Source organism: Mycobacterium sp. IS-1264 (assembly GCF_001954195.1).
In the GTDB taxonomy this organism is placed as follows: domain Bacteria; phylum Actinomycetota; class Actinomycetes; order Mycobacteriales; family Mycobacteriaceae; genus Mycobacterium.
In genome coordinates this window covers 31,093-54,959 of record NZ_MBES01000008.1, presented here as the reverse complement: position 1 = coordinate 54,959, position 23,867 = coordinate 31,093, and the positions used below count along the sequence as shown (strand labels likewise).

The 23,867-nt window shown below is 62.1% G+C and carries 26 protein-coding genes; 16 read left to right on the top strand and 10 right to left on the bottom strand.

All coding sequences use genetic code 11. The annotated features are described in order from the left end of the window. Nucleotides 1-206: 206 nt before the first annotated feature. From A5744_RS01690 to A5744_RS01680, 3 genes are all read left to right on the top strand, one after another. On the top strand, nucleotides 207-1,163 hold the full coding sequence (locus A5744_RS01690; RefSeq protein ID WP_170874401.1) for a membrane dipeptidase: 957 nt from the start codon (nucleotides 207-209) through the stop codon (nucleotides 1,161-1,163). Between the two features lie 104 nt (nucleotides 1,164-1,267). Continuing rightward, nucleotides 1,268-1,696, top strand: coding sequence for a DUF6188 family protein (locus A5744_RS01685; protein ID WP_076057870.1), 429 nt, complete (start codon nucleotides 1,268-1,270; stop codon nucleotides 1,694-1,696). 81 nt (nucleotides 1,697-1,777) lie between these two features. Beyond that, nucleotides 1,778-2,146 (top strand): VOC family protein, encoded by a 369-nt coding sequence (locus A5744_RS01680; protein WP_076057913.1) that lies wholly within the window; start codon nucleotides 1,778-1,780, stop codon nucleotides 2,144-2,146. Nucleotides 2,147-2,765: 619 nt separating this feature from the next. Here the strand turns inward: A5744_RS01680 and A5744_RS01670 are convergent. Next, a complete protein-coding gene (locus A5744_RS01670) occupies nucleotides 2,766-3,068 on the bottom strand; it encodes a hypothetical protein (protein WP_240562928.1) in 303 nt (100 codons plus the stop codon). A 509-nt stretch (nucleotides 3,069-3,577) separates the two neighbouring features. Between A5744_RS01670 and A5744_RS01665 the strand changes: the two genes are divergently transcribed. Both A5744_RS01665 and A5744_RS01660 read left to right on the top strand, forming a co-directional pair. Beyond that, nucleotides 3,578-4,270, top strand: a complete 693-nt coding sequence (locus A5744_RS01665) for a winged helix-turn-helix transcriptional regulator (protein ID WP_170874400.1) — start codon at nucleotides 3,578-3,580, stop codon at nucleotides 4,268-4,270. Between the two features lie 11 nt (nucleotides 4,271-4,281). Then, on the top strand, nucleotides 4,282-4,758 hold the full coding sequence (locus A5744_RS01660) for a hypothetical protein (protein ID WP_076057866.1): 477 nt from the start codon (nucleotides 4,282-4,284) through the stop codon (nucleotides 4,756-4,758). Between the two features lie 31 nt (nucleotides 4,759-4,789). On the opposite strand, the gene A5744_RS01655 is transcribed toward A5744_RS01660, so the two are convergent. Together A5744_RS01655 and A5744_RS01650 are read right to left on the bottom strand one after the other, a co-directional pair. Continuing rightward, nucleotides 4,790-5,395 (bottom strand): GNAT family N-acetyltransferase, encoded by a 606-nt coding sequence (locus tag A5744_RS01655; RefSeq protein ID WP_076057865.1) that lies wholly within the window; start codon nucleotides 5,393-5,395, stop codon nucleotides 4,790-4,792. Between the two features lie 30 nt (nucleotides 5,396-5,425). Then, nucleotides 5,426-5,737, bottom strand: coding sequence for an antibiotic biosynthesis monooxygenase (locus A5744_RS01650; protein ID WP_076057864.1), 312 nt, complete (start codon nucleotides 5,735-5,737; stop codon nucleotides 5,426-5,428). Nucleotides 5,738-6,310: 573 nt separating this feature from the next. Here A5744_RS01650 and A5744_RS01645 point away from each other — a divergent pair. The 4 genes from A5744_RS01645 to tal all read left to right on the top strand — a co-directional run bounded on the left by A5744_RS01645 (nucleotide 6,311) and on the right by tal (nucleotide 9,427). Then, a complete protein-coding gene (locus A5744_RS01645) occupies nucleotides 6,311-7,081 on the top strand; it encodes an SDR family oxidoreductase (protein ID WP_076057863.1) in 771 nt (256 codons plus the stop codon). A gap of 58 nt (nucleotides 7,082-7,139) precedes the next feature. Next, nucleotides 7,140-7,628 carry a peptide-methionine (R)-S-oxide reductase MsrB gene (msrB, locus tag A5744_RS01640; protein ID WP_076057862.1) on the top strand — a complete coding sequence of 163 codons (489 nt, stop codon included), beginning with the start codon at nucleotides 7,140-7,142 and terminating at the stop codon, nucleotides 7,626-7,628. Continuing rightward, entirely contained in the window at nucleotides 7,625-8,182 is a 558-nt protein-coding gene (gene msrA, locus A5744_RS01635) for a peptide-methionine (S)-S-oxide reductase MsrA (RefSeq protein WP_076057861.1), read from the top strand. The genes msrB and msrA overlap by 4 nt, the downstream gene beginning before the upstream one ends. 156 nt (nucleotides 8,183-8,338) lie before the next feature. Further along, the gene (tal, locus tag A5744_RS01630; RefSeq protein WP_076057860.1) at nucleotides 8,339-9,427 is read left to right on the top strand and encodes a transaldolase; all 1,089 of its coding nucleotides are present in this window, start codon (nucleotides 8,339-8,341) and stop codon (nucleotides 9,425-9,427) included. 116 nt (nucleotides 9,428-9,543) lie between these two features. On the opposite strand, the gene A5744_RS24245 is transcribed toward tal, so the two are convergent. Beyond that, complete coding sequence (locus tag A5744_RS24245; protein ID WP_076057859.1) at nucleotides 9,544-9,780, bottom strand: hypothetical protein; 237 nt, start codon at nucleotides 9,778-9,780, stop codon at nucleotides 9,544-9,546. Then, entirely contained in the window at nucleotides 9,780-10,448 is a 669-nt protein-coding gene (locus tag A5744_RS01620; protein ID WP_240562931.1) for a sigma-70 family RNA polymerase sigma factor, read from the bottom strand. Before A5744_RS01620 ends, A5744_RS24245 begins: the two co-directional genes overlap by 1 nt. 532 nt (nucleotides 10,449-10,980) lie before the next feature. On the opposite strand from A5744_RS01620, the gene A5744_RS01615 reads away from it, so the two are divergent. The 7 genes from A5744_RS01615 to A5744_RS01580 all read left to right on the top strand — a co-directional run bounded on the left by A5744_RS01615 (nucleotide 10,981) and on the right by A5744_RS01580 (nucleotide 17,529). Then, nucleotides 10,981-11,448, top strand: coding sequence for a DUF5709 domain-containing protein (locus A5744_RS01615; protein WP_083679170.1), 468 nt, complete (start codon nucleotides 10,981-10,983; stop codon nucleotides 11,446-11,448). 36 nt (nucleotides 11,449-11,484) lie between these two features. Then, a complete protein-coding gene (locus A5744_RS01610) occupies nucleotides 11,485-12,900 on the top strand; it encodes an NAD(P)H-quinone dehydrogenase (RefSeq protein ID WP_076057857.1) in 1,416 nt (471 codons plus the stop codon). A gap of 802 nt (nucleotides 12,901-13,702) precedes the next feature. Next, a complete protein-coding gene (locus A5744_RS01600) occupies nucleotides 13,703-15,070 on the top strand; it encodes an NAD(P)/FAD-dependent oxidoreductase (RefSeq protein ID WP_076057856.1) in 1,368 nt (455 codons plus the stop codon). A gap of 173 nt (nucleotides 15,071-15,243) precedes the next feature. After that, complete coding sequence (locus tag A5744_RS01595) at nucleotides 15,244-15,843, top strand: molybdopterin-dependent oxidoreductase (protein WP_076057855.1); 600 nt, start codon at nucleotides 15,244-15,246, stop codon at nucleotides 15,841-15,843. Between the two features lie 3 nt (nucleotides 15,844-15,846). Next, the gene (locus tag A5744_RS01590) at nucleotides 15,847-16,590 is read left to right on the top strand and encodes a ferredoxin reductase (RefSeq protein WP_076057854.1); all 744 of its coding nucleotides are present in this window, start codon (nucleotides 15,847-15,849) and stop codon (nucleotides 16,588-16,590) included. Between the two features lie 10 nt (nucleotides 16,591-16,600). Then, the gene (locus A5744_RS01585) at nucleotides 16,601-16,876 is read left to right on the top strand and encodes a DUF6510 family protein (RefSeq protein WP_076057853.1); all 276 of its coding nucleotides are present in this window, start codon (nucleotides 16,601-16,603) and stop codon (nucleotides 16,874-16,876) included. Further along, nucleotides 16,876-17,529: an RraA family protein gene (locus tag A5744_RS01580; RefSeq protein WP_076057852.1), complete on the top strand. Its 654-nt coding sequence runs from the start codon at nucleotides 16,876-16,878 to the stop codon at nucleotides 17,527-17,529. The genes A5744_RS01585 and A5744_RS01580 overlap by 1 nt, the downstream gene beginning before the upstream one ends. 150 nt (nucleotides 17,530-17,679) lie before the next feature. Here A5744_RS01580 and A5744_RS24855 read toward each other — a convergent pair whose 3' ends face one another. The 5 genes from A5744_RS24855 to A5744_RS01555 all read right to left on the bottom strand — a co-directional run bounded on the left by A5744_RS24855 (nucleotide 17,680) and on the right by A5744_RS01555 (nucleotide 23,695). Then, a complete protein-coding gene (locus tag A5744_RS24855; protein WP_240562930.1) occupies nucleotides 17,680-17,754 on the bottom strand; it encodes a hypothetical protein in 75 nt (24 codons plus the stop codon). Between the two features lie 121 nt (nucleotides 17,755-17,875). Further along, entirely contained in the window at nucleotides 17,876-18,856 is a 981-nt protein-coding gene (locus A5744_RS01570; RefSeq protein WP_076057851.1) for an FAD-dependent oxidoreductase, read from the bottom strand. A 120-nt stretch (nucleotides 18,857-18,976) separates the two neighbouring features. Next, nucleotides 18,977-20,386, bottom strand: coding sequence for a dihydrolipoyl dehydrogenase (gene lpdA / locus A5744_RS01565; RefSeq protein WP_076057850.1), 1,410 nt, complete (start codon nucleotides 20,384-20,386; stop codon nucleotides 18,977-18,979). Nucleotides 20,387-20,452: 66 nt separating this feature from the next. Further along, complete coding sequence (locus A5744_RS01560; RefSeq protein WP_076057849.1) at nucleotides 20,453-20,983, bottom strand: DUF417 family protein; 531 nt, start codon at nucleotides 20,981-20,983, stop codon at nucleotides 20,453-20,455. Nucleotides 20,984-21,418: 435 nt separating this feature from the next. After that, nucleotides 21,419-23,695: a LuxR C-terminal-related transcriptional regulator gene (locus A5744_RS01555; RefSeq protein WP_076057848.1), complete on the bottom strand. Its 2,277-nt coding sequence runs from the start codon at nucleotides 23,693-23,695 to the stop codon at nucleotides 21,419-21,421. Nucleotides 23,696-23,867: the final 172 nt, after the last annotated feature.

The window sequence follows — 23,867 nt, the reverse complement described above, 5'->3', positions numbered from 1 at the left end:
TCGGCGGCGCCGTAGCGAGAGCGTGGTGTCGGGCGAGGCAGTCTCGGCCTGTCCGAGTCGGATCGGTTGGGCTGCAAGTCATTACGCATACTCACCTCGCGTCGCCGTTGTTGGCGGACTCGTCTAACCGGAGGTCCCGATCGGGTCCGTCGCAGGTCACGCGGGTGATATCCACCTCGGAGCGAGAAGCTGGTGCAATATCGATATTGATGACCTTGTTGTGGGAGCAGCACACCTGTCTGCCGCTGCAGACCGATGCCGACATCGACCTGCTGGGCCGATACCGGCGCGCCGGGGGAGCGCTCGTATCGGTCAACGCCGGATATGCGCCGCACAGTCTCGACGACACGACCGCGTTGTTGCGCCACTATCGCGGCGCGGTCAAACTGCATCCAGGTCTGGAGTTGGCGGGCAGCGTCCGGGAGGTCGACGCGATCGCCGGTAGCGGTCGCATCGCGGTTGTGTTCGACCTCGAAGACAGCGCTCCGCTCGACGGGGACCTCGACAACCTGGCCACTTTGGTCAATCTCGGGGTGCGCACGCTGCTACCCACTTACAACCACGCCAACCGCGCCGGCAGTGGGTGTTTGGACGGCGTCGACGGCGGCCTGACCGCGTGGGGCCGCTCCCTCGTTTCCGAGATGAACGGCGCCGGAATCGTTCCGGACGGATCGCACTGCAGCACCCGCACCGGACTCGACATGTGCGAGGTGTCTCGGGGCCCGGTGATCTACAGCCATTCCTGCATGCGGGCGATCTGGGATCACCCGCGCAATATCTCCGACGATCAAGCTCGCGCGTGTGCGGCCACCGGCGGTGTCGTCGGAATCACCGGGGTCGGCATATTTCTTGGGCCCAACACGCCGACTCTCGAGGCAATGACACGACATCTCGAATACGTCATTGAATTGATCGGCATTGATCACGTCGGTGTCAGCACCGACTTCTCGTTCGATTTCGCCGATTTCAACGAGGAACTCGCACGCAACCCGCACTTGTTCGACGACAGCTATACGAGTTGGGGCCCAATTCAATGGATGCCGCCCGAAACCTTCCTGGGGCTGGAGGGACACCTGCGCCAGCGCGGATGGACCGTTGCCGACCTGCAAGCCGTCCTTGGCGGGAACTTCCGTCGGGTGGCACAACAAGCCTGGCGCAACTAGCAATCATCAGAATCTTTCGCGTCCGCTCCGCCCGCCGCATTTCGGCAGTTCGCATATGACATACACGCTTGTGCATGTGACAATTTGAGGCCAGAGTGGAATGTATGACCGAACAGAAAACAATCGAGCAGTGGCTTGAGGGCTGTGCGGTACAGCGGATTATGTTCCGCGACGGTCTGGTGCTGAATTTCGAGGATTACAACGAGCTTGTGATCACCGTACCGATGCGTCTGACGCTGCCAGCCATCGAATCCTCTCCCGTAGAAGTGGTTGCAATCGACCCGAACCACCCGGCGGACCAGGTGCGTCCGCTCTTCGATTTCGCCGGGGAAAAATGCACGGGTGCCGTCTGGTACGACACCGGAGATCTCCATCTCGAGTTCGCCGATGGTCATAAGATCGATGTGCCGCCCAATGAACACGTCACTTCGTGGGAGCTTTATGGCAAGTACCACGGTTACGCTGCCTGCTTACCGAACGGTGAGCTGCGGGTGGTGCGCCACGACGTGGGCGAAACCGGCCGCGCCGAGTGAACTGATGAGCGGCGCGAGCTAGGCGAAACCGGTTGCGGCGCAGGATCTCTGTGCGCTTAGGAGGCCGATACTGTGGATGTCATGCCTCGCGTGGACTATGTCATCCAATATGTCGAATCGCTCAGGCGATCGGTGCTGTTCTACCGCGACGTGATAGGGCTCAAGACACGGATCGAGGGCGACGGCTACGTCGAGTTCGAGATGGCGAACACCAAGTTCTCGCTTTTGGAGCGGTCTAAGCTTCCGGAGCTCATCGGCCGCGAGGGAGGGAACCCGCCGTGCGGCGAGATCGGCTTCCTGATCGACGACGTAGACCAAGAAGCGGAGCGTTTGAAAGGCCTCGGCGTGGAGATCCTGACCGGACCGATGGACCGGCCATGGCGTGAAAGGACGCTGCACATCGCCGACCCGGACGGCAACATCATCGAATTCGCGCAGAAGCTGCGATGATCCCGGGTCACCAAAGGTTGGTCATAACGCACTGCACTTCTGCAGTGGCGTCGTGCGGCTTGACTCCCATAGCCGTTAATCTCTGGGCTACTTCGGTAGGGGATAAAGCGCCATTGAGATTGAACTCAATAACGTTGATCGTGGGCGTCCAGTCATCTGCGTTCTGCTTCGGCGGAACCCCCGCGCTGTCTATGCAACGAAGGAAGCCGTCCCCGCCCATGCCCAGGTCAGCGTGAGCACCCGGCGCCCCCAGCACAACCGATGCGATGAACGGGCCGGCGATGGCTACGCCGGCCGCCGCAGCGACGTACTTGTTTGTGTGCGCAACAGACGCGCGACCGCCGTCCCCGGCAGCCACCCCGCGCGCAGCATCGCGATGAAGCCTGGTTCGATCTGTTGTTACCCCCGAATTGCGTGACACCGCGGTCCAGTACCCGCAATTTCTAATTATGAAACCGGGTTTTACCGATCATTTTCTTATTAAACTTTCGTCTAAGTCATTAAATTATTTTACTTTCGTCTAAGTCAATAAAAATTGGCCTTTTTGGCGATAGATACCAAGCCAGTTTGCGCTTGTAGAAGGTCTATCCACGGGATTTCGGTGAAGTGACTGCGACCGCTAGGGAAGGTCCTTCGCTGAACGGCCGCGCGACGGGCTAACCAGCAGTGCGGTAAGGAATAGTCCGCCAGCCACCGCTAGAGGGATACCCCAGGCGCGACGCACCGCTAGGGCACTGCCGCATCGATCGACGAAATGGGTTCCGGTCGAGTCCGCGGTCGTGGCCTGGCTGAGTGCGCTGTGAAGCCCGCTGCCGCAATTGATTTGGAAACCCCACTGGTCGAAGTCGCCGAGGAATACCGGGGAGCGAAGCGCCAACAGACCGCCGATCAGCAACAAAAGGCCAACCGCGACGATCACCACGCGTCGAGTAGACACATTTGCCTCTGCGTCTGGCGTCGCTGATTTTTCACCCCGTAGCCAGGAACTTGGATCCATCGTTCGTCCGGTCTCAGACGGATCGAGGAAGTCCAAGCGCGGTGGATAGTGCCGCGGCGGGCGGAGATCTAGCGGCGAAATCCTGACCGCCGCCCTCGTCGCGGCAACAGCTGGGATAACGCCGTTCCGCGAAGTGATGGGCCGTAGCGCCACGGCGCCTGCGGTTCGACCGGGGTCGTGGTCGGCGATGACGTCCGGCGCCGGTGACGGACTGACGTCGACTTCTTCTTCGGATGTGTTGGTTCGTGTGTCGGCTATTACGGACATTTGAGTGCCTCCTGATCGGCCGTCTTCGCAGCACCGGCTGGTTCCTAGCTCGCGAGGGTCCACCCGCCGCTCCGAATGCTACCTATTTCCGAAGTATGCAACATGATTTGTAAGTAATCAAGGATTTCCGGTAGTATCGTCCTCGTGTGGACCGTAAGGTGGGATCGGTGACACGTCGCAGCTATAGCCAGTACTGCGGGCTTGCCCGGGCACTCGACCTGGTGGGCGAGCGCTGGATGCTGTTGATCGTGCGCGATCTGGCGATACGCCCGCGCCGGTTCGGTGAGATCCTCGACGGCTTGCCGGGTTTGGGCACCAGCCTGCTGTCCGAGCGGCTGAAAAACCTCGAGGACGACGGGATCATCGAGCGGGCGATCAGCGGCAAAGGCCGGGGCGGCGTCGTGTATCGCCTCACCGCGCGAGGAAAAGCCTTAGCCCGTGCCCTTCAACCGTTGGCAGCCTGGGGCGCAATGTTTCTGGACCCAGCCAAGGCCGACACGTTTTCGCCCGATTGGCTGTTCTTCGCGATCCGGTCCGCCTTCCATCCCGAAGCCGCCGCAGGAGTTCACGGCTGCTACGAGTTTTGCGTGGACAACGAAATTACGTTCTGGATCACCGTCGACGACGGCGACATCCAAATAACCCAGAAGCGCCCGCGGAAGCCGGATTTCATCCTCAACGTGGCACTTTCGGACCTCGGGGGCATCGCGTCAGGTCAACTCAAACCTAAAGATCTCTTCGAGCAGGGGCGGGCAACGCTCCGCGGCGACCGCCACGCCGCCGACCGCGCACTCGCACTCTTCGGCGCCGGTCGAACTCCGTCCGCCAACGTCTCGGGTGAGGCATCGCAACATCAATAGGGAGGTTCGAAATGCCGTTCATTGAGATGTATGTCCCGGAGGGCCTGCTCGACAATGAGACCAAGCAAACCCTCCACAACAATGTCAGCCGCCAGGTGCTGGAGGCGGAGGGCGCAACCTACGACGAGTCGCCCTTGGCCCGGGCAATCACCTGGATGCTGATCCACGAAGTGCCCGAGGGCAACTGGTCGATAGGCAGCCGGGTTCGGTCAGGCACCGACGAGCCACGCGTTCTCACTCGGATAAGCGTGCCGCATGGATCGATGGATGACGCGCGGCGGGCCGATATCGCGATGCGGGTGAACCGAGAGGTCGTAGATGCGCTCGGGGACCAGTTCACCGATCCGACGAAAAGCTTCTGTCTGATCTCGGAGCAGACGTTCAGCGGTGGTGGAACCGTCGTTAGCTTCGACGATCTCGTCCAGTGGCTCGGGCTGCCACACCTGGTGGACGGCGACCAACCGGCGGCCGCATCCGCCCCTGCTTGATCTCGTGGCAGAACCGTCGCTGTACTCGGGGCTAGCGCGATCCCGGCGCCGGCGCACAGGCCGGCTCCGGAAGATCCAAATCTGCTTTGTTGAGGCGATAGATCTCAAGGGTCAGGTTGTAGTACTTGTCGGTCTCGCCAACCCATTCCATGCCCACTCGCCGCGCGGTGGCGGCCCCGCGATGATTGCCTGGCCGCACGACGGCGAAGATCTCACCGACACCGACATTTGTGAATGCTTGATGGGCCACCGCGTGACCGGCTTCCGCGCCGTAGCCGTGGCCCCACAGCTTCGGTGCAACCTGCCATCCGATCTCGAGATCGGTGCAGCCCGGCGGAAGTGGAAGGAGTGCGACCCCGCCGACCAGATCGCCAGAGTCTTTATCGGTGATCGCCCATCGGCCCTGGGGCAGTCCGGCTGCGTCGCTCTGGGCTATCCATGCACCCAAAAGTTGGCGCATGTGCGCCTGGTCGGTGATAAACGGCAGCGCCGGACAGAGCCAACGCGAAACCTCCGGCGCTCCATAGATCCCATACGCGGCGAGGTCGTCGTCGAATTGCCAGGGGCGCAACAGGAGCCGGGCCGTCAGAATACGGCGCGTTTCAGGGTCCCATTCGACGTGGCGATGCTCAACCATGTCAGAATCTTCTGCTCGAGTCACACGGGCTTACCGACTCAGGACATGGTAGAAGGTGACGTGGGGCTTGCCGCCCTCGGCGAACTGGGCCAAGGCTTCCACGCTGAGCGCGAAATGATCGGTCTGGACGTGAAGGTCGACACCGTGCTGGTTGCGGAACCGCTGATATAGGGCGAAATGTCCTGGCCTATCGCGATCTTCGTGGAGCCGGAAGGTGCTCACGTCTCCTTCGGCCAGTGACTGAGGGATTAACTGAGCAAGCGCACGCCGCAGGTCTTCTCTTCTGCCTGGCAAAGCCGTGGCCTCGGCAATCAGCACCACTTCTTCATCTGAGCCGTACATGGTTGACGCTCCTTCACCGTCGCCTCAAGGCTGTGCGCAATCGCGGTGTCGAGTAAGTACTTTGCCGGCAGCGTCGTACGTGTACCGCAGCGGCGCACCTGATCGCTGATGCGCCGGCCAGGTGAACGAACGACATTCGCGACCGCTGTCCTTCTCGTCCGTAGTTCTGAGTATTCAACCCACTTCCCAGGGGCGAGCATACACGCTCGGCGGCTGCACTGAGCCGAATTATTAACTGCGCGTGCATAACTCAGCCAAAGTGCGCTCTTATCTACCGGGCGCCTCATCCTGGGTGATGCCGCAAGGTGCGCTGCTCACGGCGTAATCGGCAACGGAAACCGAGAGGGCACTGCGTGTCAGTACCTGGCCCGGCCCCATTAGAACTCACCCGGGTGAAAGAACGCTCGGGTGATGACGGCTCACCCTGCAGGACAGCAGACTGACGGCAGTTCAAAACGTCGACATACGGTGCGACCGGGTGTCGTCGCCAAGGCTATACCTTTTCTTGCCGGTGGCAAAGGCGGTAATGGCCCGGCAGGAGTCGTCGAGAATGATTAGCAGAAGGGTCTCAACATGCACTTCGATACAAAGAAGGTCATCGTCGTCGGAGGCAGCGCCGGCATGGGCCGGCAGGTCGCCGCTGATATCGTGCGCCACGGCGGCAGCGCGGTGATCGTCGGCCGGTCGAAAGACCGTGTTGATGACACCGTGACGGAATTGACCGGCACGGGCGGCGAAGCCTGGGGCATCACTGCCGAGTTGACCGATCGCAGCGCGGTCGACGATGTGCAGCGTGAGCTTTCTGAGCATCACGACGATGCGACACTGTTGGTCAATGCGGCCGGATTCTTTGTCCCTAAGCCGTTTCTCGAGTACGACGCGCTGACCTATGACTCGTACATGGAGCTCAACTATGCCTTGTTCTTCCTGACGCAGACCGTTGTTGCGAGCATGATCGCTAAGGGCGAGGGCGGGGCAATCGTCAACATCGGCAGCATGTGGGCACATCAGGCGATCGGTCTGACGCCATCGTCGGGATACTCGATGCAAAAGGCGGGCCTGCATGCGCTGACCCACAATCTCGCCATCGAGCTCGCCGAGCATCAGATTCGGGTCAACGCGGTCGCGCCGGCCGTAGTAAAGACCCCGCTCTACGAGGGCTTCATTCCGAAGGACGAGATCGACGCCACCTTGGCCACATTCGCGCCACTTCATCCACTCGGACGAGTCGGCACCCCGGCGGACGTGGCCAACGCCGTGACGTATCTGCTTTCTGATGAGGCCAGTTGGGTTACCGGCGCGATCCTCAACGTCGACGGCGGAATCATGGCTGGCCGCAATTAACCCGACCTACCGAAACGATAAGCGCACGACCATAAAGTCTGCGAACGAAGGAGACCAGGTGTCACACCAATACAGCAAGAACCCTGCCGCGCTCGACGCGCTAAACCCAGAGCAATATCACGTCACCCAGGAAAACGGCACGGAGCTTCCGTTCACCGGCGAGTATTGCAACAACCATGAACCCGGCATCTACGTTGACATAGTTTCTGGCGAACCGCTTTTCGCCTCGGTGAACAAGTTCGACAGCGGAAGTGGCTGGCCCAGCTTCACCCAGCCCATCGACGCGGATGGCGTTGTCGAGAGGCGAGACCGCAGCCACTTCATGGAGCGAGTCGAGGTACGGTCAGCCCACGCCGATAGCCATCTGGGACATGTATTCCCGGACGGCCCTCCAGAAGCCGGCGGGTTGCGCTACTGCATCAACTCGGCATCGCTGCGATTCATCCATCGCGATGATCTGGAGGCCCAGGGCTATGAGCAATATCTGCGATTGTTCACGAAAGATGTATCAGAGCAGCCCGAAAGCGACGGCCAGCAGAAATCATGACCGAGCACAACAAGATCGCGGTTCTCGCCGGCGGGTGCTTTTGGGGCATGGAAGACCTGTTCCGCAGGCAGCCCGGAGTGGTGTCCACCCGCGTCGGCTACACCGGTGGCAGCAATACACATCCCACCTATCGCAATCACCCCGGCCACGCCGAGGCACTCGAAATCACTTACGACCCAGACGAGACCGATTACCGGGCACTGCTGGAATTCTTTTTCCAGATCCACGACCCGACCACCAAGAACCGTCAGGGAAACGATGTCGGAACCAGTTACCGGTCAGCAATTTTCTATCTTGATGACGAGCAAAAGAATATTGCATTGCACACCATCGCCGACATCGAGGATTCAGGGCGGTGGCCCGCCACCGTTGTCACAGAGGTCAACCCGGCCGGCGAGTTTTGGGAAGCCGAACCCGAGCACCAGAACTACTTGCAGCGCTACCCATCCGGCTACACCTGCCACTACGTACGCCCCGAGTGGACGTTACCCAACCGAGGCGACGGTGTCGGCGCGGGGGCAGCGGCGGCAGAGCATGCCGAGCCCACTCAATAACGACATGGGCCCGGTGACACAGCACAGCGTCCCGACAACCCCGCCCGATTGGCAGTTGCTGTTGAGCGGGTACGCGCCGCTGGTCCTCTACGCCGCCGCATGTGTCGCAGGATGGGTTCTACCGCGGCCCAGCGAACGGCGAGCGGCGGTGACGGAATGACTCAGAACCCGAATCTGGCTGCGCTGTCGGCGGCGGGGGTGTCGGTCTGGCTGGATGATTTGTCTCGGACACTGCTGCATTCCGGCAAGCTGCGGCAACTGATCGACACAAGAAGCGTTGTCGGCGTGACCACTAACCCGTCTACCTTTGAGCGCGCACTCACACACGGCCGCGCCTACGACGGCCAGATCGCCGAGCTCACGGGTCGCGGTACCGACATCGACACCGCGGTCCGCACGGCGATCACCGATGACGTCCGGGCGGCCTGCGATGTGCTGCGCCCTCAGTGGGAGACCTCCGACGGCGTCGACGGAAGAGTGTCCATTGAAGTGGACCCGTCGCTCGCGCACGACACCGATGCGACAGTCACGCAGGCCGTGGAGCTGGCCAAGATCGTCGACCGACCTAACGTGTTTATCAAAATACCGGCCACCGCTGCGGGGCTGCCCGCAATCACGGCGGCGCTGGCCAGAGGTGTTTCTGTCAACGTGACGCTGATTTTTTCCGCCGAACGTCACCGGGCGGTGATGAATGCCTACTTGGCCGGTATCGAAGCCGCCCAGCGCGCGGGCGCTGACCTTTCCCAAATCCATTCGGTCGCATCACTGTTCGTGTCCCGTGTAGACACCGAAGTCGACAGGCGCCTCGAGGCGATCGGCACCGATGAGGCACTTTCATTGCGGGGGCAAGCGGGAGTCGCAAACGCGCAGTTGGCCTACGCGGCCTACCAGCAGGTCTTCGAAGCCGAGCCACGCTACACCGTACTGCGCACGGCCGGTGCTCGCGTGCAACGCCTGCTATGGGCCTCCACCGGAGTAAAAAACACCGCTTACCCCGACACGATGTATGTCACCGAACTGGTGGCACCAAACACGGTCAGCACCATTCCCGAGCCGACACTGGAGGCGGTGGCCGACCACGGCGTCATCGCGGGCGACACCGTGACCGGCACGGCGGTGCAGGCGCAGGAAGTGTTCGACCGGCTGACAGCGGTCGGTATCGATCTGTCCAACGTTTTTGATGTGCTCGAACACGACGGGGTGTCCAAGTTCGCGGCGTCCTGGTCGCGCGCACTTCAACGCTAAACACTTCGTGACACTACAGCTTTCATGCATCTAGGAGACCGATCAAATGTCTACGGCGGCGCCCGCGTTGGAGGGGCTTTGCCACGCGCACAGAGTCAGCTCGTAATATATTGCAGTTAAGCCTCTTCCAATGCCTCGCCGAATGATTGAAGGGCCTTGTTATTTTGGCCGTTGACAAGCGTGTGACCCACCACCAACACAACGACGACGGGCCATTCCATGATCCCAAATACCGCCATTGCACCGATGCCGCCATAAAACGCCAGATGTTCCAGTGGCGGCAGAGTCAGGCTGACACGCCTGGGCGGCGACGCGGAAACCCCAGACGCACGTTGAACTCTCACCTTACTCATCAGACATCCTGATCTACTAACCGAGTCGCATGAACTCGATATCCGTGCCCGTTTCCTCCATGCGGGGCCTTGTCGGCCGTCCTGGCCGCATGGTCGACTCGCGAGTCGGATAGTAAATCCCGCAATTGTTTTCGTCCGCGATTGAGCCTCGAACCTACGGTTCCTTGCCGGGTGTCCATCATGTCGGCGATCTCCCGATAGGAGTATCCCGCAATGTCGGCAAGATACACGACGATGCGAAAGTGCTCGGGCAAGAGCATCATTGCAGCCTTGAGGTAGGGGTTTGGCAGCATTTCGAGCGCTTGGTCTTCGGCTGACCGTAGGCCCCCAGGCATGCGTGAGGCACTGGTCACTAGCTGTCGATCGGTAATCTCACAAGTCAGATGCTTTGCGGGACGGCGCTTTTGCTTGCGATAGCTGCTGATAAAGGTGTTGGTCATGATCCGTCGCAGCCATGCTTTGAGGTTCGTTCCGGGCTCGAATGCGCGGAGCCCGGCATAAGCGTTGAGAACTGTTTCTTGCACCAGGTCCTCCGCATCCGCTCGATTGGAGGTCATCCGAAGAGCTTGCCGATAGAGAGGTTCAAGGAGCGGGATGACCGCGCTTTCAAACTGAGCGCTCAACGAGCCGTCCGGTACCGTTCCCTCTTGGGCCGATTCTCGCCTCACAGAGCTATCACCGCAGGTACGGTATTTGCTTGCCTCCACAGGACCCTCCGCTCGCCATTCTGGTGCTAGCATCCACCGCCGCGGGGTGAGTAGTCATCACCCGCCGCGGCAATTCGTCCGGGTGAGTGCAGTGCCCGCGGCAGCCACCACATCCGGTCGGCCGTCGCGCTCTCGCTACTTCTGAAGTGCGCCTTTGATGACGAAAACTCTTGGGGTCAAGGCGAATAATTCGCCGCGATCTCACCGAGCGAGGCGTCGATCTGTTCAACCGGCACGTCGTTTGAAGAGCACCATCCACGAACTCAACACCGAACAGCTCGTGGATCGACTGCCAGTGAACTTGCCGCCGACCCGATCGACCGGTCTTGACAATTCGTCTGTCGTGCACCACCCGGGTGAGTGACGGAGGTGGGCGACGACAGTTCACCCCTCTGCACGCCATGATCAAAACGTCTACGGCTACGCAGCTGTGTCCGGTTGTCTCAGCAGAGCAGCGGGCCTGGCAGCGCGAATAAGACCTTGCAGATACGGAATGGAGACGGCGCTGATGGGGATTTCTGAATTCGATGATGTGGAGGCCCATCTGCTCGAACCAGAAGAAAGCCTGGACTCAGAACAGACTGGCATCGACCTCGACGAAGGCTACTCACCCCCAGAACGCCCGCGTGAACTGCAGGCGTGGGGTCTCACCGCGAGGGAAGCACGCACCCACGAAAGTCTGACGCGCCGACTTGCCCGTGAGGTGCCCGACGTGACCGACCAGTGGGATGGCGACGGAATCGGTGATACCGCCGACAGCGATGGTGAGCGAATCGACGATCAGGTTGGCGACATGCGCGCAGGTCGGCTCGTCGCCTTCGACGTCGACCCTACGGATCCAGGTGCGGATTACCTTGCCCACGACGTCGGCATTGACGGCGGCGCTGCCTCGGCTGAGGAAGCCGCCATGCATATCGTCGTCGATGAAGACACCAGCGCCGGTGAGGGATGGCGTCTTTGATGGCCTGTGCTCCGGCCAGTCGATGAGATTTCAGCTGTGGTGACCCGAATTGTGATCCTCGGCGGCGGCCCGGCCGGATACGAGGCTGCATTGGTTGCAGCCGCACGGGGTCCCGCCGTAGCCCGCGTCACCGTCGTCGATTCGGACGGGGTCGGCGGCGCCGCGGTGTTGTGCGACTGCGTGCCATCGAAGACATTTATCGCATCCACGGGGCTGCGGACTGAACTGCGACGGGCAACCCGCCTGGGTTTCGATATCGACATCGACGACGCCAAGGTCTGTGTGGCAGAAATCCACCAGCGGATCAAGTCGCTAGCTACCGAGCAATCGGTGGATATCACCGCCCAGCTCGTGAGCATGGGTGTCGAGTTGATGGCGGGCCGCGGCGAGCTGGTTGATGCGGCTCCCGGTCTGGCGTGTCACCGCGTCAAGGTGACAGCGCGCGACGGCAGCACCACGATCCGCGATGCCGATGTGGTGTTGATCGCCACCGGCGCGAGCCCCCGGATCCTGCCGTCGGCGCACCCCGATGGCGAGCGCATCCTGACTTGGCGCCAGCTCTACAACCTCGACTCGCTGCCCGACCACCTCGTCGTCGTGGGTAGCGGGGTGACCGGCATCGAATTCGCAAATGCCTACACCGAACTGGGTGTGACCGTAACGGTAGTAGCGAGCCGCGACCGCGTGTTGCCGTGCGAGGACGCCGACGCCGCGCAGGTGCTCGAGGAATCGTTCGCCCAACGCGGCGTCAAACTGCTCAAAATGGCCCGTGCACAATCCGTAAGGCGCACCGACAACGGGGTGCTGGTGACAATGACCGACGGCCGCACCGTCGAGGGCAGCCACGCATTGATGTCACTTGGCTCAGTACCCAACACCGGCCGGTTGGGTCTACAGCGCGTGGGTATCGAACCCGAGCCCGGCAACTACATTGGCGTCGACCGGGTATCGCGGACACCGGTCGCGGGCATCTACGCTGCGGGGGACTGCACCGGCCTTCTGCCTTTAGCATCGGTTGCCGCGATGCAGGGCCGGATCGCGATGTATCACGCGCTCGGTGAAGCCGTTAATCCGCTCCGGTTGCACACCGTGGCGGCGACGGTGTTCACCCACCCCGAGCTCGCGTCGGTCGGCGTCTCGCAGTCCGCGATCGACGACGGCTCTATTCCGGCCCGCACGATCATGCTGCCGTTGAAAACCAATGCGCGGGCGAAAATGTCGGAGCTGCGTCATGGCTTTGTCAAACTATTTTGTCGGCAGGACAGCGGCGTGGTAATCGGCGGCGTCGTGGTCGCGCCGATCGCTTCGGAATTGATACTGCCGATCACTATGGCTGTTCAAAACCGGATCACCGTCGACGATTTGGCGCAGACGCTTGCGATCTACCCGTCGCTGTCCGGCTCGGTCACCGAGGCGGCGCGCCGGCTCATAGCCCGCGATGATCTGAACTGATGCACGGACTAATCAGGCTGACGAGGGCTGTGTGGTTCTGTTGGTGGTTGATGCCGCATCGCGACGATCGACGAGCGATCGCCCTCGTCGGACTGCCTGTGGTCCTGTGGTGGCTGCAGCCGTGGAAGTTGTTGATAAGGACTACCGCGGATGAAAGGCCGCCGCCAGGAGCACAGACCACCCGTTGTGGCGAATTTACCGGTCACATCCACCGAACCAGCGGAGTTGCACGCCTCATGACCGTGGGTGATGGGGCACAGATTCTGCGGCTGGAAAATCTGCGCACCACTTTGGGGCCTCGACTGCGCGTATGGCTTAGCGACACACCAGTCGACCACGCCAGGTTCCCATGGCGAAAGTTTGCACACAGCACCCACATAGACCTCGGCCGCCTGCGTGCCAATCGGGGTAACGCCGGTTACGCCGTGCCCAACGACGCCGACGTGCTCAGCAGCGTTGTCCTATGGTGCGAGCGCTTCAGTGTGTCCTTCGGTGCGGCGCAATTGCACCCCGCGAGAGCATGATTCATCGCACGACACGGCTCAGCTGCTGAGGGTTCCCGAAGCATGCGCCGGTCAGGGCGCGGGCAGCGCATCCGATGGTGCGGTCGCAGCTTGAGACTTATCACCCGGGTGAATCGTATTGAGGGGCGATGACAGATGGACCAGTGTCGGGCGATGCTCTCCACAGCTGTCTACCACGCCGCAATCCAGGACGCCGTGGCCACCAAGGGATACCACGACCTCGTGCAACCGATTCCAGACACCATGTGAATACCCGAATGCCAAACAGGAGATGAGATATGAAGGCGGTCCCACTTCACCGTCAACCGGAGGAGGCGGAATCGGCCAGCTCGGTGGTGATCGTCGGCAGCGGGTTCGCCGCTTTCGAATGCGCGCGGCGGCTAGCGCGACGGTTAGACAGGGCGCGCGCCTCGGATGTCAAGGTGATCGTTGTTTCGCCGGTCGATTACCTGCAGTACACGCCATTGCTGGCGGACGTTGCCGGCGGGCTAGTCGACCCGCGGTTTGTCTGTGTTCCTTTGGCCGGAACGCTCAAGGGCGTGCAGGCGGTGCGCGGCCGGGTCGACAGGGTTGACTTCGACCGGCGTGTCCTCTCGTTCACCGATCCAGAGGGCCACATAGGGACGCTGTCGTGGGATCGGCTGGTGTTAACACCCGGGTCGGTGACCCGGCTGTTCGATACGCCCGGTTTGGCCAAATACGCGCACGGGCTGAAGTCGACGGCCGAGGCGCTGTATTTGCGTGATCGTGTGATCGAGCAGTTGGAGCTGGCATGCGTCGACGAAAACAAAGCGCGTGCGGCCGCGCGACGCACGATTGTCGTTGTCGGTGCGTCGTACTCCGGTTCCGAATTGACGGCGCAGCTGCGTGCGCTCGCCGATGCGGCGGCGAAGCAGATGGGCTTCGATCGGGCTTTGGTGCGGTTTGTGCTACTGGACTTGGCCGACCATGTCATGCCCGAGCTGGGGCAGAAGCTCGGCGACGCGGCGATGCGTGTGCTGCGCTCTCGCGGAATCGAGGTCCGGCTGGGCACTACCCTCAAGGAGGTTCACGCCGATCATGTTGTGCTCACTGATGATTCGCGGATCGACACTTATACGGTAGCGTGGGTAGCTGGCGTGACCCCGTCACCAATGATCGCGACACTGGGATTGGAAACCGAGCGGGGCCGGCTGAAGGTGCAGACCGATCTGCAGGTACCAGGTCACCCTGACGTGTTTGCGGCTGGCGATGCCGCCGCCGTTCCGGACCTAACCCAGCCCGGCAAGATCGCGCCGCCCACCGCCCAGCACGCGATCCGACAAGGTAAGACGTTGGCTCACAACGTCGCCGCAAGTCTCGGCTACGGCGAGCGGAGGGACTACCGTCACAGCGACAAGGGTATGGTCGTCGATTTGGGTCCGCGCTACGCCGTAGCCAACCCGCTAGGCGTGCAGCTATCGGGCTATCCCGCCAAGATTGTCGCCCGCGCCTACCACATTTACGCGCTTCCGCGCCTCGTCAACCAGTGGGCGGTCGCACTCGCATATCTTACCGACGTCGTCTTCCCCCGCACGGTGTTGTCGATGGGATTCGCTTGCGATGCCGATGCTCAATTCACGGCAGACAAAGCGGTCCACCTGCCGAAGGCAGCAGGGGCAGAATGATATTCACGACACCATTGTCGTTCCGGCCAGCGCAATGCCTGGGCTGTTCGCCGCCAGAAAGCACATCGCGTGTTCGCTTGGGTGACTCCGTCATCCTTGAAGCCGACGGTCCTTCAGTCGGACATACAACGCTGGCTTTGTTGCAATGATCAGTACCACGAAACGGAACACCAATGACTATCGCTAACAAAGGGTTCCGCGGGCGCCGCACTGAAACGGCCCGCGAGCTGCCACCCGGTCAACATCTGACCGCGGACTTTCCAGTCCTGCAGGCAGGACCGACTCCACGGATCGATATCGACAATTGGCGGTTCACCATCCGCGACGAGCGTGGCGCCGAACACGTATGGACCTGGGCTCAACTCAAGCTATTGCCCAGCGAGCGGCTCATTGTCGACATTCACTGCGTCACCACGTGGTCCAAGCTGGATACCGCTTGGGAAGGCGTTTCGCTGGGCACGCTTTTCGAATCGGTTAACACCACAGCCGAATTCGCACTGGTCCGTTCCTACGGCGGCTACACCACCAACATCCCGGTGGCAGATCTTCTTGGTGGGAAGGCTTGGATCGTCTACGCCTACCAGGGCGCACCGCTTAACGCGGTCCACGGTGGCCCGGCGCGGCTGCTGGTGCCGCATCTGTATTTTTGGAAGTCTGCGAAGTGGGTGCGATCCATTGAGCTGCGCAACAGCGACACACCCGGATTCTGGGAGCGTTTCGGTTATCACAGCTACGGTGACCCGTGGCGAGAACAACGCTACGCCGGGGATTGACCCGTGGACGATGGTTTGATCGCCAAGTTGCGGTGGCGGGTTGCGCGGGTGGTGGACTCTGAACCCGAGACTGAGTCTGCGCAAACGATCGGGCTGGCCGTGTCGGGCTGGGGCGGCCACTTGGCCGGCCAGCACATTGATCTGAAGCTGACCGCAGAGGACGGGTACAGTGCACAACGCAGTTATTCGCTTAGCAGACCGGCCGATTGCGAGCGCATCGAGCTTACCGTGCAGCGGATAGCCGACGGAGAGGTCTCGCCCTATCTCACGGCAGTGGCCCCCGGCGAGGAGATCGAACTTCGGGGACCCATCGGCGGCTGGTTTGTTTGGCGGCCGGCCGAGGAGGTCCGGATTCTGTTGGTTGCAGGCGGATCGGGAATTGTGCCGTTGATGGCGATGCTGCGACAGCGGGTAGTGGCGGGCAGCACCGACTTTCGGCTCGTCTACTCAGCGCGCAGTCCCGCCGACGTCTACTACGCTCAAGAGTTGGCCCAGCTCGAGCGCGACTGTGACTGGCTGCAGGTCGTGCTGGTCTACACCCGGGCAGCCCCCCAGCAGACCGGCCGGCCGCCCGGCCGGGTTGGCCGCGGTGATCTCGCAGTGCCCGGGTGGACACCCGACGACGCCTTGCGCGTCTACGTCTGCGGCCCAACGGGATTCGTGGAATCAGTGACGACCATGCTAATCGAGGAGGGCCATTCGCCATCGGCGATCCGGACCGAGCGGTTCGGGCCGAGCGGCCCATGAGGAAGAAGGAATGATGGCAGAACAGACGCATGTCGACGGGAACGCCGCCGCGGGCGCCTTCGCGGACGTGCTCGGATGCGATGTCACCACCGCGACGCTGACTTGTGCGGGATGTGGTCGTGTCGGGGTCTTCGCCGAGACTCACGTCTATCACCGCGCCCCAGGCATTGTCGTGCGCTGCCCGGACTGCGACAGCGTCGTGGCCCGGCTAGTGCGAACGCCGACCGATGTGTGGCTCGACCTGCGCGGCGCGCAGTATTGGCGTATCCCGATCCCGGCCCGCTGATGGAGTCCCTCGACACGCTCGCTCATCGTGTCCGTACGGCTGATGTGGTGGACGCGATGGGGCGACTACATCAACATCGCTGTGATCTACTCAATCTGGTGAGTCCCACGCCCGGCCGCGTGCTTTTTGGGCCGGCTGTGACAATCTCTTACTTCCCGACATGCCGAACCGCGCTGGCCCCCGAACGCTACAACTTCAAGCGGCTCTTCTATGAGGCTGTCGCTGATGGCGCCGAAGGACGTGTCCTCGTCTTGGCGAGTAACGGATACACCGACACATCACTTGGCGGCGGAACGAAGCTGTCGCGTGTCCAAAACCATAGACTTGCAGGCATTCTCACGGACGGTCGACTTCGTGACTTCGCTGAACTCTCACAATATGACCTAGCCATCTATTGCCGAGGCGAGGCAACGCGCTGGGGCGGTGACGTGGTTACCCCTTACGAGGCAAACCGCTCGGTGGTCCTGGCGGGGGTGGGAATCCATCCGGGCGACTATATCTTCGCCGACCGCTCGGGCGCAGTCGCCATTCCTGCCAACGAGGCGCGACGCGTTCTTCAAGCCGCGTGCCAGATCGCCATGGAGGACGCACAATCGGTCGCGGCCATCCGGAACGAAACGCCATTTACGCCGTCCAGCAGCACTGAACACTGACCCGTTGGTGTGACTTTGACGCCCAACGCGAGTAACACATACGTCGAGCACCACCGACTTTGAGCGCGCCCCCGCCAGGCGGGTGGTCGGTATGCCATCTTTTGAAGACAAGCAGGGCGGGGATGGCCGCCACCTGAAACCGTTGAGCAGTCAGTGGTTTGCGTCCACATCGAGTTTCGTCAATGTCAATTTATCCCCGTGGTCAATGGCGAGCTGTTCAAGGATCGACGCGCCAGCGCGACACTGACCGCACCACGGAGCCCAAAATCAACCAGTACCGGTGTGGGGCTTTCGAGGACATCGGTGGTAAACGAGGCATCGCTCACGGTGATGGGCCGCGGCGGAATCATGACGGGATCTTTCCTTTCCTGGCAATGGAATCCGACAGAGGAGAGTGCAGTTGGCTCAGCCAGCGCTGGGCATCGAGCGCGGCCGCACAGCCGCTGGCCGCAGCGGTGACTGCTTGGCGGTATCGGCGGTCGATCAGGTCGCCGGCAGCGAATACGCCCTCCGCGGAGGTACGGGTCGTATCGCCTTTGGTCAGGACGTGGCCACTGGCATCCAGGTCTACGAGTCCGGTCAAGCGACCAGAGCACGGCGTCTGACCGATAGCGACGAAGACAGCCGCAACCGCGATAGTGGAATCGCCGGCATGGCGCATGTTGCGAATGCGCAGCCCCCTGACGTGTTGGCCACCGTCTACGGCTAGCACTTCCGTGGATGTCAGGATCGCGACATTGGTATGTGCCTGTAGGCGGGCGACGGCGATGGCTGATGCTCGTAGGCGGTGATGATGGTGGATTACGGTGACGGATCGGGCCAGCGGCGCAAGGTGAAGCGCCTCTTCTACGGCACCGTCGCCGCCGCCGATGACGGCGACGTCACGTCCAGTGAACTCTGCGCCGTCTCGTTTCGCGCTGGTGCTTACGCCGCGGCCGAGGAGCTCGCGTTCGCCGGGCACGTCGAGGGGCCGGGGCGCCGAGCCCATGGCAAGGATCACAGTACGGCCGCGGTACTGGGCATCGCTCGTGCCGAGCGTCTTAGGTTCGTCGTCGAGATCGAATCTGTCTACGTAGCCAGGGCGCAACTCGGCGCCGAAGTGCTGTGCTTGCCGCCGCATCGCATTAGCCAGCGCAGGACCCGAGACGAATGGACTCACACCGGGGTAGTTGTCTACCCGCCCGGCGCTCACGAGCGCACCGCCGGGCTCATGGCCTTCGATGACAAGTGTGTCCAGCCCGGCCCGAGCCGTGTAGATCGAAGCGGTGTATCCGGCTGCGCCCGACCCGACGACGATGACATCACGAATCCGGGTTTTGTCGGCCATCAGGCAGCGGCGATGCGTTGGCTCGACCGCGGACGGGCGCCGAGTGCATGCCGGATGACTGCTGCGGTGTGGGCCAGTTCTAGAGCGTCGTGCGGCAAAGCATGCCTCCCTTCGGTGTCGTCAGAGGTTGATGGCGTGGCCGGTCAGAGCGTGGAAGCATTCCTGCAGACCCTCGCCGAGGGTGGGGTGGGTGTGCACGTTGCGGGCCAGCTCGGCGGCGGTCAGGTCCCAGAGTTGGGCTGCGGTCAGTTCGGGGAGTAGCTCGCTGACTTCTGCACCGACGAGATGGGCTCCGAGGAGCTCGCCGTGGGCAGCGTCGGCGATGAGTTTGATAAAGCCGGCCCGATCACCCAGGCCGTGCGCTTTGGCGCTGGCCTGCATGGGAAACGTGGCGACTCGGATATCGCGGCCGCTGGCGCGCGCCTGGTCTTCGGTGTAGCCAAAGCTGGCGACTTGGGGTTGGCAGAATGTCACGCGCGGCATCATGCGGTAGTCCAAGGGCATGGTCGCAGCGCCGGCAATGCTTTCGGCGGCGATGACTCCCTGGGCTGAGGCAACATGGGCGAGTTGCACTTTGGCAGTGACGTCGCCAATGGCGAAGATGTGGGGGGCCGACGTGCGCATGTAGTCGTCGATGTCGATTGCCCCGCCTGTTGTAAGTTGCACGCCCACCATGTCGAGGCCGAGCTTTTCGACGTTGGGGCAAAACCCGATACAGATGAACGCGCGGGCGGCGTCGGCTGACGTGGCGTGGCCGTTGCGGTCAGTGTGCGTGACGGTGACATGGTCGCCATGATCGATCACTGAGCCCACCCGAGTGTTGGTCTGAATGGGAATTCCGCGGCGTCGATACTGGCGGGTCAGTTCCTTTGAGACGTCGGCGTCTTCGTTGGGTAGCGCGCGGTCGGCATACTCGAGGATCTGGACGTCGACGCCGTAGCTGTTGAGGATGTAGGCGAATTCCATGCCGATTCCGCCGGCGCCGATGATGATCATTGAGTCGGGTATTGCTGCATCGATGATCTGCTGTTCGTAGGTCACGATGTTGGCGCTGAGGGTGACCCCGGGCAGCATCTTCACGCGTGAGCCGGTGGCGATGATGGCGTTGTCGAAGCGGAGGCTGGTGGTGCCGCCGTCACGTAGCTGTACATCGAGTGTGTTGGAGCCGCTGAAGCGGCCGTGGCCGTCGATTTCGGTGATCTTGTTCTTACGCATCAGGAAGTGCACGCCGCGTACCCGGGCGTCGGCGACTTCACGGCTGCGCGACACGGCACGGGCGTAGTCGAGCTTGATGTCGCCGCAGATACCGAACTCGTCCGCCTGATGGGTCAGGATGGAAGCGATCTCGGCATTGCGCAGCAAGGCTTTTGACGGGACACACCCCGTGTTGAGGCAGACGCCGCCCCAGTAGCGTTCTTCGATGATCGCGACGGTCATGCCGAGTTGGGCTGCGCGGATGCCGGCGACGTATCCGCCCGAGCCGGCGCCTACGACCACCAGGTCATACTGGCCGGAGACTGGTGTGCTCATTGCTCGGCGTCTTCCATTGGTGATGAGCAAAGGCTGTGTCGGTTCATCTCAACGGCATGGGCGACTTCATCGGCGTGATGTATCAATTTGTTTGGCCAGCGTCGCCTGTCTACGCGTCGCGTCGATCGCGTCTGCCAGCAGCCACAGCGCCAAGCCGATGAGTGCGATGTCCTTCATCAAGAATTCCCCGTCGGCGGACAAAATCGGGAAGCCCCCAGCAGACGCCTCGCCGACGCCGGGAGTCGTGATCATGAAAGTCAGCGTGGTCACGAAGAACAGCGAGGCGAATATGCCGCCCACCACGGAAGCCTTCGGGTACCAGGGTTTGACGGCCAGCAGCGCCGCAATAATCAATTCGATTGATCCGTTGAATCGACCAAAGGCATCTATGGATATGACGTTGTAGACCCAACCCAAGAAGGGGCTGTTGGCCACCCAATGTGAAATACCGTGGGATTCATAGTAAGTGAACTTCATGGCGCCGAACCAGGCCAGGACTATGACCAGACCATACCGTGCGATCAGGGGCGCGATGCCGGTCATACGGAGCTGTCCCGGGCCAGCGGTCAACATGGTGGTGGCCTCATTCTGTGACATGAAGTCTCCCGTTCTCGATGTGTAGTTTCACCGCATGGCCGCTGCCGAGCTGGCACCGCCTTCGTTGCCGGCGCAGTTGGTCGACGTGTTGATCCAAACGACTTGCGGCCATGGCTCAGATCAGCGACCACTATCTCTGCACGGTGGGTGAGCTGTCCTCATCCACGCGCGCCATTCACCCGGGTGAGATGCCGACGAGGAACGGATCTGCGGCACAGCTTCTTCGACGATGGCCCGGTCGATCCTCATGACGGCATCGCGGCGATAGCGATGACCTGCTTGGGTCTCAAAACGTGTACACCCGAGTTCCCTCGCGGGCCCCTGGCGGCCGCGTCATAACCCGAAACGTTGGCTCGCCCAGGTCATTAAGGGGGAATCGTTCTCAGACACGACGATTTGTGGCCGGCCACATCTAGCGGGGTTACCGCAGGCGAATTACAACAGGCCGAGCTCTCGCGCCCGGCTAACCGCCGCGCCGCGATGCTCAACGCCGAGCTTGCGGTACACGGCGCGCTGGTGGGTCTTCACGGTATTGAGCGAGACATATAGTCGCGCACCGATCTCACGTCGCGATAACCGGGTGGCGAGCAGGCGAAGAACCTCAAGCTCCTTGGGGGTTAGCTCCTCACCGAGCGCGCGCCCCTCGTTGCGCGAAGTCACCGCGGCGCCGGCCCTCCGCTCGGCCCAAACGGGCAGCCTCGAGGCGATGCCGGCGTCCGCGCACCCGCGCACCAAGGTGTCGACCTCTTCGAGAATCGCTTTCGCGGTCTGGTGGTCGCCGAAGTGCTCGAGGATCTCCGCTTTGACCAACAGCGTCTTGGCGACCTCGAGGATTGCGCCACCGTTGCGAGCCGACATGACGGCCATGTCGGCGGCGGCCAACGCTGCGGCCGCGTCACCGCGCTCCCGGAGGAGTTCGGCCGTGGCAAGCGACACCATCACGTCCACGAGGTGTTCCGCATCCGCCAGATCCCGGGAGCTGGCGGATGCTCGACGGATCTGACATTCGGCGTCTGCGAGCTGGCCACGTTCGGCCGAAATCAGCGCCAGATGGCCCAACGCGTAGATCCGGGCGCGGCGATCACCCGCCTTCTCGGCCAGCGTTACGGCTCGCCGGAAGGCGGCTTGCGCCTCGTTGATGCTGCCCGAAAAGTACAGCGCGGACCCATAGATGCAGTACGCGCTCGATCGGCCCGGCGGCGCTTCACCGAGATCGAGCGTGATCGCCCGGCGAGCCGTCTCGAGCGCCGCGGCGACTTCAGCCGACTTGAATGAGTGAACCGCGCGCAACACGACGACTTGAGCGCCGATCGCATTACCATCTGCGGTGCCGGCCGCGGGTCCGGTCTCGACTGCTTCGATCCACTCGGCGGCGTCATCGAGTTGACCAACGCTCAGGGCGATCCAGGCGCGGGCCACGCTCAACCGCGGATCCTGTAGAACCGTCTCCTCGGGAAGCAGATCAAGCAATCCGGAGACGGTCGACACGCCGCCCCCGTTGAATTCGTCGACCCAGTCTGCGGCGATCAGATCAGCACTGCGCGCGATGTCACCGCCAGCGACCAGGTGGCGGACCGCTTCATCGACGAGGCCCTCGCCCTCGAACCAGGCCGCGGCTCGTCGGTGCAGATCGGCGACGAGATCGGGCTCGCTGCGACGCAGCTCGGTGCGCAGCAACTCTCCGAACAGCTGGTGATAGCGATACCAGTGACGCGACGTGTCAAGCGGCACCACAAATAGGTTTTCGCGTTCGATCTGCTCCAAGACCGAGGCCGAGCCAGACGTTTCCAGCACCGCGTCGCACAGCGCACCGCTGAGTCGTCCCAGAACCGAGGTACGTAGCAAAAAGTTGCGCAGCTGCGGTGGCTGGCCGTCGAGCACTTCGGCCATCAAGTAGTCGACGATGTGACGGTTATCGCCCGCGAACATCCTGATGAACGCGGCGGTATCGGCACGCCCGGCAAGCGAGAGGGCGGCAAGGTAGAGGCCTGCAGCCCATCCTTCGGTGCGTTGGTGCAACAGTTGAATATCTGCATCAGGCAGGTCCAGTCCGAGCACATCGTTCAGCAGATGGTCGGCCTCACCAAGTCCGAAACGTAAATCGTCAGTTCGCATCTCGGCAAGCACACCGCTGGCTCTTAGCCGAGCCAGCGGTAGCGAAGGATCCGATCGGCTGGCTAACACCAGGTGAAGATTCGCCGGCAACCGGCTGATGAAGAATGCCAGCTGCTCGTGTACCTCTCGACTTACCACCAGGTGGTAGTCATCAAGAATGAGCACCATCGGGCTAGCGATCGTGTCCAGATCATTTAGCAGAGTAGGCAGAACGACCTGCGTTGGGTCGGCGCCCATCGCTAGGAGTTCGACCGCGCGAATCCCTACCCCGGGACTGACCTTCTGCAGCGCGGCGACGACATACATCCAAAACCACACCGGGTCGTTGTCGGAGGAATCGAGCGACAGCCAGCTGAATCGCTGGGCCTCGCCCGCAGCCAAGGCCCACTGCGCCAGTACTGTCGTCTTGCCCCAGCCCGCCGGCGCACTCATTAGGGTCAGTTTGCGGCGGCATCCGGCCGACAGCACGTCCAGCAAGCCGGCCCGGTGAACGAGCTGGGTCCCGAGGGCCGGAACGTGCAGCTTGGTGGCGAGCAGAACTGCTCGCGCAGCGGCTTCTCCGACGCCGTTGTCGCTGCGTCCAGCTGAGCCGGTCACGTCCGAACTCCGTGAATCCGTTGAATCCAGCAGCCGGGCGGGAACACTCGGCGTTGACGCCTCCTGGGTAGGGTCGGGCGGGCTCATCCTGCCTGTCAATAGTGACCCTATTGAATCAGATGCGTTCTCCGACATTACCTCCGGCGCACGCTGGCGGTGCCCGTTCGAACTG

Excerpts from the sequence above, each read along its gene's own strand:
- A5744_RS01685 (WP_076057870.1), top strand. The coding sequence starts at position 1,268 with ATGACCGAACAGAAAACAATCGAGCAGTGGCTTGAGGGCTGTGCGGTA.
- A5744_RS01680 (WP_076057913.1), top strand. The coding sequence starts at position 1,778 with ATGCCTCGCGTGGACTATGTCATCCAATATGTCGAATCGCTCAGGCGA.
- A5744_RS01660 (WP_076057866.1), top strand. The coding sequence starts at position 4,282 with ATGCCGTTCATTGAGATGTATGTCCCGGAGGGCCTGCTCGACAATGAG.
- A5744_RS01655 (WP_076057865.1), bottom strand. The coding sequence starts at position 5,395 with ATGGTTGAGCATCGCCACGTCGAATGGGACCCTGAAACGCGCCGTATT.
- A5744_RS01650 (WP_076057864.1), bottom strand. The coding sequence starts at position 5,737 with ATGTACGGCTCAGATGAAGAAGTGGTGCTGATTGCCGAGGCCACGGCT.
- A5744_RS01645 (WP_076057863.1), top strand. The coding sequence starts at position 6,311 with ATGCACTTCGATACAAAGAAGGTCATCGTCGTCGGAGGCAGCGCCGGC.
- msrA (WP_076057861.1), top strand. The coding sequence starts at position 7,625 with ATGACCGAGCACAACAAGATCGCGGTTCTCGCCGGCGGGTGCTTTTGG.
- tal (WP_076057860.1), top strand. The coding sequence starts at position 8,339 with ATGACTCAGAACCCGAATCTGGCTGCGCTGTCGGCGGCGGGGGTGTCG.
- A5744_RS24245 (WP_076057859.1), bottom strand. The coding sequence starts at position 9,780 with ATGAGTAAGGTGAGAGTTCAACGTGCGTCTGGGGTTTCCGCGTCGCCG.
- A5744_RS01615 (WP_083679170.1), top strand. The coding sequence starts at position 10,981 with ATGGAGACGGCGCTGATGGGGATTTCTGAATTCGATGATGTGGAGGCC.
- A5744_RS01600 (WP_076057856.1), top strand. The coding sequence starts at position 13,703 with ATGAAGGCGGTCCCACTTCACCGTCAACCGGAGGAGGCGGAATCGGCC.
- A5744_RS01595 (WP_076057855.1), top strand. The coding sequence starts at position 15,244 with ATGACTATCGCTAACAAAGGGTTCCGCGGGCGCCGCACTGAAACGGCC.
- A5744_RS01585 (WP_076057853.1), top strand. The coding sequence starts at position 16,601 with ATGATGGCAGAACAGACGCATGTCGACGGGAACGCCGCCGCGGGCGCC.
- A5744_RS01580 (WP_076057852.1), top strand. The coding sequence starts at position 16,876 with ATGGAGTCCCTCGACACGCTCGCTCATCGTGTCCGTACGGCTGATGTG.
- A5744_RS01570 (WP_076057851.1), bottom strand. The coding sequence starts at position 18,856 with ATGGCCGACAAAACCCGGATTCGTGATGTCATCGTCGTCGGGTCGGGC.
- lpdA (WP_076057850.1), bottom strand. The coding sequence starts at position 20,386 with ATGAGCACACCAGTCTCCGGCCAGTATGACCTGGTGGTCGTAGGCGCC.
- A5744_RS01560 (WP_076057849.1), bottom strand. The coding sequence starts at position 20,983 with ATGTCACAGAATGAGGCCACCACCATGTTGACCGCTGGCCCGGGACAG.